Genomic DNA, 13,661 nt, shown 5'->3' on the forward strand with positions numbered 1-13,661 from the left:
CCCGCGAACACGCGGCAGAGTGGACCCATGCCAGTGCAGACCGTCGCCATGCTCACCGCGGGCGGACTCGCCCCCTGTCTGTCCTCGGCCGTCGGTGGCCTCATCGAGCGCTACACCGAGATCGCCCCCGACGTGCGGATCATCGCCTACCGCAACGGGTATGCCGGGCTGCTCACCGGTCACTCGGTCGAGGTCACCGAGGAGGTGCGCGCCCACGCCCACCGGCTGCACGCCTTCGGTGGCAGCCCGATCGGCAACAGCCGGGTCAAGCTCACCAACGTCAAGGACTGCGTGAAGCGAGGGCTCGTGCGGGAGGGGCAGGACCCGTTGCACGTCGCTGCCGAGCAGCTGACGAGGGACGGCGTGGACGTGCTGCACACCATCGGCGGCGACGACACCAACGGCACGGCCGCCGACCTCGCCGCCTACCTGCACTCCAACGGCTACGAGCTCACGGTCGTCGGCCTCCCGAAGACCATCGACAACGACGTGGTCCCCATCCGTCAGTCGCTCGGGGCCTGGACCGCAGCGGAGCAGGGCGCGGTCTACGCCCGCAACATCGTCGCCGAGCACTCCTCCAACCCCCGCATGCTCATCGTCCACGAGGTCATGGGGCGCAACTGCGGCTGGCTGACGGCAGCGACCGCCCTCGAGCACCACCGCTGGGTTCAGCAGGCCGACTTCGCCGGCTGGCTGGAGAACGCGCCGGAGCGCTGGGACGTGCACGGCGTCTTCCTGCCCGAGCGGCCCTTCGACATCGAGGAGGAGGCCAGGCGCCTGCGCGGCGTGATGGACGAGCTCGACGGGGTCAACCTCTTCGTCTCCGAGGGGGCCGGGCTGTCCGAGATCGTGGCGTCGATGGAGCAGTCCGGCGCGGAGGTGCCGCGGGACCCCTTCGGCCACGTGCAGATCGACAAGGTCAACCCCGGGCAGTGGTTCGCCAAGCAGTTCGCCGAGCTGCTCGGCGCCGACAAGGTGCTCGTGCAGAAGAGCGGCTACTTCTCGCGGTCGGCGGCCCCGAACGCCGCCGACCTCAGCCTCATCCGGGAGTGCACCGACCACGCCGTCGACGCGGCCCTGCGCGGCGAGTCCGGGGTCGTCGGGCACGACGAGGAGCGCGGCGACGAGCTGCGGGCCATCGAGTTCTCGCGCATCAAGGGTGGCAAGGCCTTCGACCCCTCGGTCGAGTGGTTCACGACGCTGCTTGCCGACCTCGGCCAGTCGTAGCAGGGTCGGGGCATGACGACGACGTCCACCCCGTCCTCCGGCACCGCTGCCTACCGCGAGGCGCGCGACACCCTGCTGCGCCTCGCCGGCCAGCACGACCGTGCGCTCACCGAGTTCCGTTGGCCCGACGTGGGCGAGCGGTTCAGCTGGGCCGTCGACTGGTTCGACGCCGTGGCGCGCGGCAACGACCGCCTCGCGCTGTGGATCGTCGAGGAGGACGGGTCGCAGACCAAGGTCACCTACGACGAGATGGCTGGCCGGTCCGACCAGGTTGCAGCGTGGCTCGAGGGGCTGGGCGTCGGGAAGGGTGACCGGGTCCTGCTCATGCTCGGCAACCAGGTCGAGCTCTGGGAGACGATGCTCGCGGTGGCCAAGCTGGGGGCGGTCATCATGCCCACCACCGCCGCCCTCGGACCGGCCGACCTGCGCGACCGGGTCGACCGTGGCGGTGCCCGCGTCGTCGTGGCCAACGCCGCCGACGCACCCAAGTTCGAGGAGGTGCCGGGCGACTATCTCCGCGTCGCCGTGGGCGATGTCGACGGCTGGCACTCCTACGCCGACTCGTATGCAGCGCAAGGACATCCGTTCGACGGCGTCACCGCCGCGACCGACCCGCTGCTCGTCTACTTCACCTCCGGGACGACCAGCAAGCCCAAGCTCGTCGAGCACACGCAGGTCTCCTACCCCGTCGGGCACCTGTCGACGATGTACTGGATCGGCGGCCGGCCCGGCGACGTGCACCTCGCGATCAGCTCACCCGGCTGGGCCAAGCACGCCTGGTCGTGCTTCTTCGCGCCCTGGATCGCGGAGGCGACGATCTTCGTCTACAACTACACGCGGTTCGACGCGGCCGCACTGCTTGACCAGATCCGCCGGGCCGGGGTGACGACCTTCTGCGCGCCGCCGACGGTGTGGCGCATGCTGATCCAGGCTGACCTCGGGGGCGGCAGCGGGTCGCTGCGCGAGCTGCTCGCCGCGGGGGAGCCGCTCAACCCCGAGGTCATCAGCCAGGTCGAGAAGGCCTGGGGCCTGACGATCCGTGACGGCTACGGCCAGACCGAGACCACCCTGCAGATCGGCAACATCGCCGGCGACCGCGTGAAGCCGGGGTCGATGGGCCGGCCCATGCCCGGCGTCCCGGTGGCGCTCGTCGACCCCCTCACCGGCGAGGTCGGCGACGAGGGCGAGATCGTCCTGGACCTGTCCAAGCACCCGGTCAACCTCATGACCGGCTACCTCGGCGACCCCGAGCGCCAGGCCGACGCGATGGCCGGCGGTTTCTACCACACCGGCGACGTGGCCCAGCGGGACGCGGACGGCTACATCACCTACATCGGCCGCACCGACGACGTGTTCAAGGCCAGCGACTACAAGATCTCGCCGTTCGAGCTCGAGAGCGTGCTCATCGAGCACCCGGCCGTGGCCGAGGCGGCCGTCGTGCCGGCGCCGGACCCGACGCGGCTCGCCGTGCCCAAGGCCTACGTCGCGCTGGCGGCAGGGTGGGAGCCTGACGCCGAGACGGCCAAGCAGATCCTGGCGTACGCGCGCGAGCACCTCGCGCCGTACCTGCGCGTGCGTCGGGTCGAGTTCTTCGAGCTGCCCAAGACGATCTCCGGGAAGATCCGCCGGGTGGAGCTGCGCGACCGCGAGCAGCGGGCCTTCGACGGGGGGAGGTCGCTGTCGGAGGAGTTCCGGGACGACCAGTTCCCCGAGCTGAAGGGCGCTCCCCGCTCCTGACCGTGGGGTCTCGCGCACCGCGCGCAGCCCTCGCCAGCGCTGTGGGCCGGTGCGATAGTGGGCGGATGGCCGACGACATCGACATCCAGCAGCAGATCAGGGGCCTCCTCGACGAGGAGCACGGGCTGCGCACGCAGCTCGGCGCCGGCAAGATCAGTGTCGAGGAGGAGAACCAGCGGCTGCGGACCATCGAGGTCGAGCTCGACCAGTGCTGGGACCTGCTGCGCCAGCGGCGGGCGCGGCGCGAGTTCGGTGAGGACCCGACCGGTGCACAGGTGCGGGACGCCAAGGTCGTGGAGAGCTACCAGGGCTGATGCCCGCGGCGTGGCGCGGCGTCGTCCGGCGCCCTCGGCGTACGCTCGAGGTGGCCGGGTACCCGAGGTGAGGGGGTGCGCACCATGCGCACGATGTCCACGACACACGACCGTCTCCACGTGACCCACCACTCCTCGCGGTGGTGGGTGGGCCACACCGCCGCCTACGTCGCGGGCACGGTCGTCATGGTCTACCTCGCAGCCGTCGCCGTGACGCTGCTCGCCGTCTACGTCCTGTAGCCGGGTCTGACGGCAGGTCGGCAGCCTCGGTCAGTGGCCGCGGTCGAGCCACTCCTGGAGGTGCGGCGCCTCCGCAGCGATGACCGTCGAGTCGCCGTGCCCGGTCAGCACGACCGTCTCGTCGGGCAGGGTGAGGACCTTGTCGCGGATCGACTCGATGATGGTCCCGAAGTCGCTGTAGGACCGCCCCGTGGCGCCGGGGCCACCGTTGAACAGGGTGTCGCCGGTGAAGAGGACGCCGAGCGCCGGCGCGTAGAGGCAGCACGAGCCCGGGGTGTGGCCGGGGGTGTGGATGACGTGCAGGTCGACGTCGCCGACCCGGATGACCTGGCCGTCGGCCAGCTCGTGGTCGGGGGTGACGGGGTAGAGCTCGTCCCACAGCATCCGGTCCGCGGGATGCAGGTAGGCCGGGGCGCGCGTGCCGTCGCAGACCTCGCCGACCGCGTTGATGTGGTCGTTGTGGGCGTGGGTGGAGATGACCCCCACGACCTTGCGCTGCCGGTCGATCGACTTCACGATGGCGCGGCCGTCGTGCGCGGCGTCGATGATGACGCACTCCTTGTCGTCACCGACGACCCAGACGTTGTTGTCGACGTCCCAGCTGCCGCCGTCCAGCTCGAACTGGCCCGACGTCACCAGCCGCTCGACCCGCACGCCGCCCGCGGAGGGAGCGATCGACGGCATACCGGAGTCGCTGGAGTCGCTCACAGCACCACCACCGACCGCAGCACCTCGCCGCGCTCCATCTTGTGGAAGGCCGCCTCGACGTCACCGAGGCCGATGCGCTCGCTCACGAAGGCGTCGAGGTCGAACCGTCCCTGCCGGTAGAGGTCGACGAGCATCGGGAAGTCGCGCGAGGGGAGGCAGTCGCCGTACCAGCTGGACTTGAGCGCGCCGCCTCGACCGAAGACCTCGATCATCGGGAGGGTGACCTCCTTGTCCGGGGTGGGGACGCCGACGAGGACCACCGTGCCGGCGAGGTCGCGGGCGTAGAACGCCTGCTCGTAGGTCTCGGGGCGGCCGACAGCCTCCACGACGACGTCGGCGCCGAACCCGCCGGTCAGCTCGCGGATCCGCTCGACGACGTCCTCGTCCTTGCCGTTGACCGTATGGGTCGCGCCGAACGACCTCGCGCCCTCGAGCTTGCGGTCGTCCACGTCCACGGCGACGACGGTCGTCGCGCCTGCGAGCACCGCGCCGGCGATGGCGGCATTGCCGACGCCTCCGCAGCCGATGACGGCGACCGAGTCGCCGCGCCCGACGCCACCGGTGTTGACGGCCGCACCGAACCCGGCCATCACCCCGCACCCGAGCAGGCCGACGGCGGCCGCGTCGGCCCCGGGGTCGACCTTCGTGCACTGCCCGGCGGCCACCAGGGTCTTCTCGATGAACGCGCCGATGCCCAGCGCGGGCGAGAGCTCGGTGCCGTCCTCGAGCGTCATCCTCTGCTTGGCGTTGTGGGTGTTGAAGCAGTACCAGGGCTTGCCCTTGGCGCAGGCGCGGCACTGCCCGCACACGGCACGCCAGTTGAGGATGACGAAGTCGCCGGGGGCCACCTCGGTGACGCCCTCGCCGACCGCCTCCACGACCCCGGCGGCCTCGTGGCCCAGCAGGAAGGGGTACTCGTCGTTGATGCCGCCCTCGCGGTAGTGCAGGTCGGTGTGGCAGACGCCGCACGACTGCACCTGCACGACGGCCTCTCCGGGGCCCGGGTCCGGCACGACGACGTCGACGAGCTCGACCTCGGCGCCCTTGCTGCGGGCGATGACGCCCTTGACGGTCTGTGGCATGGGACGACCCTATGCGCGGCCCCCGGGCCCTGCCACAGTGCAGCAACGGTGCAGCGCATCGGCCGATCGGTCCGGATGCGGGGCAGCGCGCGGCAAGAGACCGCGAAGGCATACAGACCGCACATATCATCCTCCACACCACGCAGGGTGCCTCCCGCACCAGGCACGCGTGACCGAGCCGCTGGAAGGAGCACCATGCTGTTGCACGCTGCGTTCTTCCCGCCGCACGAGGCGGTGGCCGAGCTGGCCGACGTGGTCCGATCCGTCGCGGGGAACCAGCGGGAGTTCACGCCCGTGTCCGTGGATGACATGCACGTGCACGTGACCAGCTTCGGCAACCTCGCCCGGGCCGACGCGGCCGGGCTGGCCGACCGCCTCGTGGCGGCGGCCGCCGACTGGGCCCCTGCGCCGCGACTGTCGATGGCCGGCTGCTCGGCCCTGGCGGGGGAGGGGGACCTCACGGTGTGCGCCCCGCTCGCCGGCCAGGTGGACCAGCTGCGCAGCATCGCCCGGGCGATCCCCGAGGTGGTCCAGACCATGGGCCTGCACGTGGACCGCCGCCGCTTCAAGCCGCAGGTCCCGGTGGGGGAGGTGACTGCCGACACGAGCCTGCCCTACCTCGAGCGGCTCGTGGGCGCCCTCGAGGGCTACCGCGGCCCGGAGTGGGTGCTGCCCGACCTCGTGCTGCTGAAGCCGAGCTGGGCCAGCGCGGACCACGAGACGTCGACGGCCGACATCTACGCGGTCATCCCGCTCGGCGCGCCCCAGGCGTCGGCGTGACGACCGGGACGACGCGCCCGCGCAAGCACGCCGTGGTCGTCCGGGTCGCCAGCACCTTCACGCGAGCCGCGACCGGTGCACGCCCCACCGAGCAGGACGTCGTGCCCTTCGCCGTGCTGCTCCTCGGTGCGGTCGGGGCCATCCTGGCGCCCTCCCGGCAGCAGCTGTCACCACAGGCGGGGTCGGCGCTCGCCGTGCTCGGCATCGCCCTGGTGGCGATCTGGGTGGCGGCGCGGGGACGGCGTCGGACCTGGGTGGACCCCGTCGGGCCGTGGCTCGTCCTGCTGTGCGTGGGCCTGCTCCGTGACGCGCTGGGAGGTGCGGCCTCGGGCGTGGGCTCGCTCGTCGGCGTACCGATCGTGTGGCTGGCCCTGTTCGGGACGTTCGGTGACCTCGCCGTGGCCGCGCTGCTGGCGGCGCTGGCCTTCCTCGGCCCGGCCCTGCTGGCCGGGGACGCCCGCGACGCCGGGCTGGAATGGCGTCCAGCCCTGGTGTGGGCGGGCGTCGCGCTGCTCGCCGCCCCGGTCGTGCAGTCCGTCGTACGCCGCTTCGCCCGCGAGAGCACGACCGAGCGGGAGGCCGCAGCCCAGCTGCGCGGCATCATGGGCGGCGCGACGCTGACCAGCATCATCGCCACCGACCCGCAGGGCCGGATCACCGACTTCAACCTCGGCGCCGAGCAGATGCTGCGATACACCGCCGTCGAGGCCGTCGGGCGTCCCGTGCACGAGCTCATCCACGACGCCGAGGAGCTCGCCGCCGCCGCTGGACAGCTCGGTGTGGCGCCCGGGATCGAGGTGTTCGCGACGCTTGCCGAGCACCAGATGCCCAGCCGCGAGTGGACCTACATCCGCCGGGACGGCCGACGGATCTCGGTGCGGCTCGCCGTGACCGAGATCCGCAGCGACGACGGTGACCTCGTCGGGTACCTGGGCGTGGCCGTGGACACCACCGCTGCCGTCGAGCTGCGCCGGGAGCTCAAGGAGGCCCAGGCCCTCTGGCGGCTCTCGATGGACCACCTCCCCGACACCAGCGTGCTCGTGCTCGACCGCACCCTGGAGGTGTCGCTGTCCACCGGAGGCGGGGCGCGGCGGCAGGGCCTGGCCCACGCCGCCGGCCGCCAGGTGGACGAGGTGTTCAGCCCGCGCAACGCCGCTCTGCTCCAGCCGCTGATCGAGGCGGCCATCGAGGGACGTGAGGGTGTCGTCGAGCTCACGGCCGTGGAGACCGGTGACGAGCACGAGGTCTGGGTCAGCCCCCTGCCGGGCACCTCGACCACCTCCGGCGCGGCCCTCATCATGGCGCGCGACGTCAGTCGCGACCGTGCCCGCGAGCGCGAGCTCCGGGCCAGCCACGACCGCGTGCAGCGCCTGTTCGTCGACGCGCCCCACGGCATCGCCGTCCTCGGCCGCGACGGCGTCATCCGCCAGGTCAACCCCTCGCTGTGCGTCCTCCTCGGCCGCGACGAGGACGACCTGGTGGGTATGCCGCTTGCCGGGCTCGGCGCCGCCCAGGACGAGACCGTCGCCGAGCTGCTCGCCGGCGCGACCGACGGTGACGCGGCCGCCGGCCGGGCGGACTGGACCGTCGTCACCCCCGCCGGGGGCCAGGTGCACCTCAGCCTCTCCAGCACGGTCCTGGCCGGCGCCGAGGACGAGGTACTCGTGAACTTCGCCGACGTGTCCGAGCGCTTCGTCTACGAGCAGCAGCTGGCGCACCTCGCCGACCACGACGTCCTCACCGGGCTGGCCAACCGGCGCAAGTTCTCGGCCGAGCTCGACCGCCACCTGGCCTACTGCCGCCGCTACGGCGCCCGCGGTGCGCTGCTCCTCATCGACCTCGACCACTTCAAGGAGGTCAACGACACCCTCGGCCACGGCGCCGGCGACGAGCTGCTCGTCGGGCTGGCCGGGGTGCTGCGGCGCAGCGTCCGGGCCAGCGACGTCGTGGCCCGGCTCGGTGGTGACGAGTTCGCGGTCCTGCTCATCGAGACCGACCTCGCCGGCACCGAGCTCGTCGCCGCGAACCTCGTGGCGGCGGTCCGTGCCCACGAGACGACGCTCGGGCCGGCAGCCGACGCGGTGACCGCCAGTGTCGGTGCCGTCGTCATCGAGGGCGACAGCCAGTCGGCCGAGGAGCTGATGTCCAGCGCCGACGCCCTGATGTACCAGGCCAAGAACACCGGTCGCGACGGCTGGGCCGTCCTGCCGACCGGTGCCGAGTGCCCGCCGGAGGCCGGCGCGGCCGCCGACGCCCCCGTCCTCACGCTGACCGAGCGGCTCGAGCAGGCGCTCGCCGAGGGAGGCTTCCGGCTCCAGCTGCAGCCGATCTGGGACGTGCGTGCCGGACGGGTCATCGGCGCCGAGGCGCTGCTGCGTCTCGGTGAAGGAGACACCGCCGTGTCCCCGGCGCAGTTCCTGCCCCACGCGGAGCTCTCCGACCTCATCCTCGACGTCGACCGGTGGGTCGTGGAGCACGCGGTGCCCCTGCTGGCCCGGTGCCGGGCCGTGCAGCCCGACTTCGAGCTGGCGGTCAACCTGTCAGGGCGCAGCGTCGGTGACGCGGTCCTGGAGCGCGTCGTCCTCGACACGCTCGACCAGCACGGGGTCGACCCCTCCGGGCTCGTCCTGGAGGTCACCGAGACCGCCGCGGTGGCCGACCTCGAGGCTGCCCGGGGGTTCGTCGAGCGGCTGAGTGCCGAGGGGTGCCGGTTCGCGCTCGACGACTTCGGCGCCGGGTTCGGGTCCTTCCACTACCTCAAGAACCTGCCGTTCGACTACGTCAAGATCGACGGCGAGTTCGTGACGGCCTGCGACGTCAACGCCACCGACCGCGCCATCGTCAGCTCCGTCGTCGCCATCGCGCACCGGCTCGGCAAGCAGGCAGTGGCCGAGTTCGTCGGCTCTCCCGAGATCCTGCACGTGCTCGAGGAGGAAGGCGTCGACTTCGCGCAGGGCCACCACATCGGCCGCCCCGCCGACCCCGACGCCTTCCTCGAGGCCCTGGCCGAGCCCGCCCGGGCCTAGAACCAGCCGAACCCGCCGGCGCCTGGAACCAGCCCGTTGGGGACTGCTCCCTCTCGACCCGCAACCGTGCCCACCGACCTCGCCACCGAAGGACCTGGTCACGACCGTCCGACGTGGAACAGGATCGCGTCGACGACGTGGTCGAGCGGCGCCGTGGCGTCGATCGTGGTCGCGCCCCTCGGTGTGTCCTCCTTCGTGCGGTGGAGTCGGAGGACCAGTTCACGCTCGGACTGGGTGCCGCCGAACTCGTCCTCGGGTCGTTCGTCGAGCCTCAGCTGCAGGGTGTCGAGGTCGACCTCCAGGACGAAGACGCCGTCGAAGAGGTCGAGGAACGCCTCGACGTTGCGGGAGCCCCCGCAGAAGAAGGTCACCGGCTCGCGCCGGTCGGCGACCAGCGCACGGACGCGGTCGACGGCCCAGATGTGGTGCCAGTGCGAGGGCGGGCCGTCGGTCGGTCGACCGGTCGCGGGGTCACCCTGGTAGGCGAGGTCGGTGTCGCCGTTGACGGCCTCGAAACCCCGGCGTCGCAGCTCGTGGCACACCGAGGTCTTGCCGGTGCCGGAGACGCCCTCGACAAGGTAGTTGCGCACGCCCATCCGTGGACGCTATCCGACGGGCGCTCAGAGACCGGTCCGGCTCGTGAGCGGAGCGGTTCAAGGTCCTGTGCCGTGACGGACTCGTGTTACATGGGCCGGGAGACCGTGTCGGAATCGCCGCTCGCCGTTCGTGGAGTGGGTGAAGGCGGGCCACCGGGCCTGCTCGAGCCGAAGGAGCAGTCATGACGGAGTACCTCCTGCACTTCAACCAGCAGTGGGTGGGCGACCACACCGAGGAGTGGTTCGGGTCGCGTGCGCCGCTCGCGATGGCGGTCGTCGAGGAGATGAAGGCCGCCGGGGTCTACGTCTTCGCCGGGGGCCTGGAGGAAGACGGTCCCGTCTTCAACGTCGACCCCACCGGTGGGACGCCCATCGTGAGCGACGGCCCCTACGTGGAGACCAAGGAGTTCCTGGGCGGGTTCGCCGTCGTGGACGTCGAGACGGAGGAGGACGCCAAGTACTGGGGGGCCAGGATCGCCGAGGGGTGCGGCTGGCCGCACGAGATCCGCCGCTTCGGGAGGCACCCGCAGCTCGACTGACCCCGCGGCCCGCTGGTCAGGACGTCAGGTGGGCGAAGGCGACGATGTTGTCGACGTAGTGTCCGGTGGCGTGGTCGAAGGCGCCGCCACAGGTGATGAGGCGCAGCTCGGCGCGTCCCTTGGTGTCGCCGTAGACCATGGCCGTGGGGAAGTCGGCCTTGGAGTAGCGGGCCACCCGGTCGACGACGAACCTGGCGGTCGAGCCGTCCTTGCGGTGCACGGACACCTGCGCGCCCTTCCGCAGGGCGCCGAGGCGGTAGAAGACTGCGGGGCCGGACTTGCTGTCGACGTGGGCGCCGATCACGGCCGGGCCGAACTCGCCTGGGGTGGGACCCGCGGCGTACCAGCCAGCCTTGGCGAAGTCGGTCGGCGCCTGGAGCTTGCCGTCCTTGTCCAGTGCGAGGTCGACGATGCCCTTGGTGCCGACCCCGATGGAGGGGATGTCGAGTGACACGGGCGGGCTGGGCTCCATGATCGGCCCGAAGTCCGGGCTGGAGGCCGACGAGGGCTTGGCCGGGCCGGCGCCGGGCCTCGTCGTAGGAGTCGTCGCCTGCGGTGCGACGGGTGGGGCGGTGGTCGGTGCCACGGCCTCAGCGGCAGGAGGCTGCGCCGGCGCCTCGGGCCGGGTCAGCGCCTTGGCGACCAGGCCGCCACCGAGGAGGAGGAGCAGCACGGTGACCGCCGCGGCAATGCTGCCGCGGCGGTCACCGAACCGTGTGAGGTGGGCCATCAGGCGCGGTTGCGAGCCTTGCGAGCGGTGAACGTGCCCGTGCCGGCAGCGGCGAGGAGCAGGCCGCCACCGAGGGCGAGCATGCCCGTGCTGCTGTCGGACGTGCCCCCCGCGCCGGTGTCCATGCCGCCTGCCGGAGCAGCCGCCAGGACGCCGCAGATGGCCGGGTCGGTGGCCTCGGTGGGCAGGCTGGGGTCGAGGTCGCTCTTGGTGTTGCCGTCGTACTTGCCGTCGTTGTTGTGGTCGACGCCGTGCACCACGACGACCGACTTGCCGTCGACGATGGCCTGGGCCACGTCGGAGGAGACGTTGATCGAGCCGCGCTCGTACTGGATCTTGCCGCCGGGAGCGGTGTCGAAGCGGTCGACCGCGAGACCGCTCTTCGGGGAGGTGTCACCGGTCTTGGTCAGGGAGACGACGATGTCGCCGTAGGCGGGGCCGCCCTCGGTGGTGTTCAGGGTGCCGTCGCCGCTGGTGTCGTCGCTGGCGGTCGGGCACTCGTGACGCGCGGAGGCGCCGAAGTGGATGTGGGCCGCGTGGGGGTTGTCGGGCAGCAGGCCGGAGGCGGCCATCGTGACGTTGATGCGGTTGCCGGTGACGGTGACCATCGCGGTGCCGTTGGCCGGAACCCCGTTGAGCGCGACCGGGCGCAGGGTGGCCATGGTGCTGCCGTCCGCAGCCTGGGCGACGCCCGCGCCGAGGAACGGGACCAAGGCTGTGGTGCCGAGTGCTACGGCGGCGATCTTGGAGGTGGTGCGCATGCGTGGACTCCTTTGTCGGGCGACCCGAGCCGCCGTCGTGTGGNTGCGCTGACGGCTTGCGGTTCGTGTCCGAGCGGGGCAACGGATTGGTGCACGGGTGTCGCCGGCACGTCGCTGACCGGGTCCTGAGCACGACGAAGGCCCTCCCCGCTGGTGCGGTGGAGGGCCTTCGTCGTGTGGATCCCAGGGTCGGGGTGACAGGATTTGAACCTGCGGCCTCTTCGTCCCGAACGNAAGCGCGCTACCAAGCTGCGCCACACCCCGTGGCAGTCACTGCCGGACCGGCGCTGACGAGGTCAGGCGCCAGTGTGGGCAGCGACAAGGAATGCTAGCCCACCCCCCACCGTGCCTCCCAATCGGCCCCGACCGGTCTGGTTGGGGAGGCGCCTACGCAGTCCGGCCGCGAGCGCCGGCCTACCGCGGCAGCAGCGTGAGCAGGGTGGCCTCGGGTCGGCAGGCGAAGCGCACCGGCGCGTACGGCGAGGTGCCGAGCCCCGCCGACACGTGCAGCCACGCGGCGTCGTGCGGGGCCCGGGACGACGGCGTCGAGCCGGCGCCCGGCCACCACCGGGACAGCCCCTTGGCGCGGTTGGTGGGCAGGTCGCAGTTGGTCACCAGGGCGCCGTACACCGGCAGCGCGAGCTGCCCCCCGTGCGTGTGCCCGGCGATGAGCAGCCGCGCACCGTCGGCGGCCATGGGGTCCAGGACCCGCTGGTACGGCGCGTGCGTCACGCCGATCGTGAGCGCGGCCGAGGTCGACGCCGGCGCCGCCACGGAGGAGTAGCGGTCGAGCTGGATGTGGGCGTCGTCGGTGCCGACCAGCTCCAGGTCCAGCCCGCCGACGTGCAGGTTGGTGCGCACGTTGTCCAGGTCGGTCCAGCCGCCGGCGACCATGCCGGCGCGCAGGTCGTCGACGGGCAGCAGCGTGCGACCGGGAGGCGCCTGCGCGTGCCGACGGGTGAGGTAGCGGGCCGGGTTCTTCGGCACGGGCGCGTAGTAGTCGTTGGACCCCATGACGAACACGCCGGGCACCTCGAGCAGCGGCTCCATGGCGCGCAGGGCGCCGGGGACGCTGTCGACCGAGGCGAGGTTGTCGCCGGTGTTGACGACGAGGTCGGGCGCCAGGGCCGCGAGCCCGCGCACCCACTCGACCTTTCGCTGCTGCGCCGGCATGAGGTGCAGGTCGGAGACCTGCAGGACCCGCAACGGGCGGGCGCCCCGGGGCAGCACCGGGACGGTGAACCTGCGCAGGGTGTACCAGTTGCGCTCGACGAGGCCGGCCCACCCGAGCCCGGCCGCACCCAGCGCGGCCACGCCGCCCACCGTCCGCAGAAGTGTCCTCACCGGCCCCATCCTCGCAAACCGGTGCCCGGGACCAGTCGGTTGGGGCGCGTGCACCTCGCCTGCGAGACTGGGCCCATGACCGAGCAGAGCCTCAAGGCCACCGTCCAGCGCGACCTCACCGACGCCATGCGCGCGCGCGACCAGGTGCGCTCCGGCACGCTGCGCATGGTCCTGACCGCCATCACCACCGAGGAGGTCGCCGGCACCGAGTCCCGTGAGCTCACCGACGACGAGGTCCTCAAGGTGCTCGCGAAGGAGGCCAAGAAGCGCAAGGAGGCGTCGGCTGCCTACACCGGCGCCGGCCGGCCGGAGCTCGCGGCCACCGAGGACGCCGAGCTCGCGATCCTCGAGGCCTACCTGCCCGCCCAGCTCTCGGACGACGAGCTCGCGGCCATCGTCGCCGCCGCCATCGAGCAGACCGGCGCGACCGGTGTGCAGCAGATGGGCCAGGTCATGAAGGCCGCCTCCCCGGTCGTGGCCGGTCGCGCGGACGGCGGCCGGGTCGCGGCCGTCGTCAAGGCGGCGCTCGCCGCCCGCTGACCGCGGCGCCGCACCGACGACGAAGGCCCCCACCGCG

Annotated in this window: 14 protein-coding genes and 1 tRNA gene; 8 read left to right on the top strand and 7 right to left on the bottom strand. The window is 72.2% G+C overall.

Translation table 11 applies throughout. The features are described 5' to 3' along the window. Window positions 1-27: 27 nt before the first annotated feature. The 4 genes from ASG70_RS06620 to ASG70_RS19215 all read left to right on the top strand — a co-directional run bounded on the left by ASG70_RS06620 (window position 28) and on the right by ASG70_RS19215 (window position 3,518). Entirely contained in the window at window positions 28-1,227 is a 1,200-nt protein-coding gene (locus ASG70_RS06620; RefSeq protein WP_056883035.1) for a pyrophosphate--fructose-6-phosphate 1-phosphotransferase, read from the top strand. Window positions 1,228-1,239: 12 nt separating this feature from the next. Then, on the top strand, window positions 1,240-2,964 hold the full coding sequence (locus ASG70_RS06625; protein ID WP_056883036.1) for an AMP-binding protein: 1,725 nt from the start codon (window positions 1,240-1,242) through the stop codon (window positions 2,962-2,964). Between the two features lie 65 nt (window positions 2,965-3,029). Further along, window positions 3,030-3,278: a DUF2630 family protein gene (locus ASG70_RS06630; RefSeq protein WP_056883037.1), complete on the top strand. Its 249-nt coding sequence runs from the start codon at window positions 3,030-3,032 to the stop codon at window positions 3,276-3,278. Window positions 3,279-3,371: 93 nt separating this feature from the next. Then, complete coding sequence (locus ASG70_RS19215; protein WP_156399858.1) at window positions 3,372-3,518, top strand: hypothetical protein; 147 nt, start codon at window positions 3,372-3,374, stop codon at window positions 3,516-3,518. Window positions 3,519-3,548: 30 nt separating this feature from the next. Here the strand turns inward: ASG70_RS19215 and ASG70_RS06635 are convergent, their stop codons facing one another. Both ASG70_RS06635 and ASG70_RS06640 read right to left on the bottom strand, forming a co-directional pair. Next, the gene (locus ASG70_RS06635) at window positions 3,549-4,202 is read right to left on the bottom strand and encodes an MBL fold metallo-hydrolase (protein WP_056883257.1); all 654 of its coding nucleotides are present in this window, start codon (window positions 4,200-4,202) and stop codon (window positions 3,549-3,551) included. Between the two features lie 20 nt (window positions 4,203-4,222). Further along, the gene (locus tag ASG70_RS06640; protein WP_056883038.1) at window positions 4,223-5,308 is read right to left on the bottom strand and encodes an S-(hydroxymethyl)mycothiol dehydrogenase; all 1,086 of its coding nucleotides are present in this window, start codon (window positions 5,306-5,308) and stop codon (window positions 4,223-4,225) included. A 195-nt stretch (window positions 5,309-5,503) separates the two neighbouring features. On the opposite strand from ASG70_RS06640, the gene ASG70_RS06645 reads away from it, so the two are divergent. Next, window positions 5,504-6,088, top strand: coding sequence for a hypothetical protein (locus ASG70_RS06645; RefSeq protein WP_056883039.1), 585 nt, complete (start codon window positions 5,504-5,506; stop codon window positions 6,086-6,088). Beyond that, window positions 6,085-9,114, top strand: a complete 3,030-nt coding sequence (locus ASG70_RS06650) for an EAL domain-containing protein (RefSeq protein ID WP_056883040.1) — start codon at window positions 6,085-6,087, stop codon at window positions 9,112-9,114. Before ASG70_RS06645 ends, ASG70_RS06650 begins: the two co-directional genes overlap by 4 nt. A 98-nt stretch (window positions 9,115-9,212) precedes the next feature. On the opposite strand, the gene ASG70_RS06655 is transcribed toward ASG70_RS06650, so the two are convergent. Further along, complete coding sequence (locus ASG70_RS06655; RefSeq protein ID WP_056883041.1) at window positions 9,213-9,710, bottom strand: AAA family ATPase; 498 nt, start codon at window positions 9,708-9,710, stop codon at window positions 9,213-9,215. 182 nt (window positions 9,711-9,892) lie between these two features. Here ASG70_RS06655 and ASG70_RS06660 point away from each other — a divergent pair, with 182 nt between their 5' ends. Next, window positions 9,893-10,249, top strand: a complete 357-nt coding sequence (locus tag ASG70_RS06660; protein WP_056883042.1) for a YciI family protein — start codon at window positions 9,893-9,895, stop codon at window positions 10,247-10,249. A gap of 16 nt (window positions 10,250-10,265) precedes the next feature. Here the strand turns inward: ASG70_RS06660 and ASG70_RS06665 are convergent, their stop codons facing one another. From ASG70_RS06665 to ASG70_RS06680, 4 genes are all read right to left on the bottom strand, one after another. Then, window positions 10,266-10,979, bottom strand: a complete 714-nt coding sequence (locus ASG70_RS06665; protein WP_082590212.1) for a class F sortase — start codon at window positions 10,977-10,979, stop codon at window positions 10,266-10,268. Beyond that, on the bottom strand, window positions 10,979-11,740 hold the full coding sequence (locus ASG70_RS06670) for a CHRD domain-containing protein (RefSeq protein ID WP_056883043.1): 762 nt from the start codon (window positions 11,738-11,740) through the stop codon (window positions 10,979-10,981). The genes ASG70_RS06665 and ASG70_RS06670 overlap by 1 nt, the downstream gene beginning before the upstream one ends. A 189-nt stretch (window positions 11,741-11,929) precedes the next feature. Further along, window positions 11,930-12,004 (bottom strand) — tRNA-Pro (locus ASG70_RS06675). A gap of 150 nt (window positions 12,005-12,154) precedes the next feature. Beyond that, the gene (locus ASG70_RS06680) at window positions 12,155-13,084 is read right to left on the bottom strand and encodes a metallophosphoesterase (RefSeq protein ID WP_369818877.1); all 930 of its coding nucleotides are present in this window, start codon (window positions 13,082-13,084) and stop codon (window positions 12,155-12,157) included. 75 nt (window positions 13,085-13,159) lie between these two features. On the opposite strand from ASG70_RS06680, the gene ASG70_RS06685 reads away from it, so the two are divergent. Continuing rightward, window positions 13,160-13,624, top strand: a complete 465-nt coding sequence (locus ASG70_RS06685) for a GatB/YqeY domain-containing protein (RefSeq protein ID WP_056883045.1) — start codon at window positions 13,160-13,162, stop codon at window positions 13,622-13,624. Window positions 13,625-13,661: the final 37 nt, after the last annotated feature.

Source organism: Phycicoccus sp. Soil748, assembly GCF_001428025.1.
In the GTDB taxonomy this organism is placed as follows: Bacteria; Actinomycetota; Actinomycetes; order Actinomycetales; family Dermatophilaceae; genus Pedococcus.

Coding starts and splice junctions, on each gene's coding strand:
- ASG70_RS06630 (WP_056883037.1), top strand. CDS start 3,030: ATGGCCGACGACATCGACATCCAGCAGCAGATCAGGGGCCTCCTCGAC.
- ASG70_RS06645 (WP_056883039.1), top strand. CDS start 5,504: ATGCTGTTGCACGCTGCGTTCTTCCCGCCGCACGAGGCGGTGGCCGAG.
- ASG70_RS06620 (WP_056883035.1), top strand. CDS start 28: ATGCCAGTGCAGACCGTCGCCATGCTCACCGCGGGCGGACTCGCCCCC.
- ASG70_RS06670 (WP_056883043.1), bottom strand. CDS start 11,740: ATGCGCACCACCTCCAAGATCGCCGCCGTAGCACTCGGCACCACAGCC.
- ASG70_RS06635 (WP_056883257.1), bottom strand. CDS start 4,202: ATGCCGTCGATCGCTCCCTCCGCGGGCGGCGTGCGGGTCGAGCGGCTG.
- ASG70_RS06640 (WP_056883038.1), bottom strand. CDS start 5,308: ATGCCACAGACCGTCAAGGGCGTCATCGCCCGCAGCAAGGGCGCCGAG.
- ASG70_RS06685 (WP_056883045.1), top strand. CDS start 13,160: ATGACCGAGCAGAGCCTCAAGGCCACCGTCCAGCGCGACCTCACCGAC.
- ASG70_RS06665 (WP_082590212.1), bottom strand. CDS start 10,979: ATGGCCCACCTCACACGGTTCGGTGACCGCCGCGGCAGCATTGCCGCG.
- ASG70_RS19215 (WP_156399858.1), top strand. CDS start 3,372: ATGTCCACGACACACGACCGTCTCCACGTGACCCACCACTCCTCGCGG.
- ASG70_RS06625 (WP_056883036.1), top strand. CDS start 1,240: ATGACGACGACGTCCACCCCGTCCTCCGGCACCGCTGCCTACCGCGAG.
- ASG70_RS06655 (WP_056883041.1), bottom strand. CDS start 9,710: ATGGGCGTGCGCAACTACCTTGTCGAGGGCGTCTCCGGCACCGGCAAG.
- ASG70_RS06660 (WP_056883042.1), top strand. CDS start 9,893: ATGACGGAGTACCTCCTGCACTTCAACCAGCAGTGGGTGGGCGACCAC.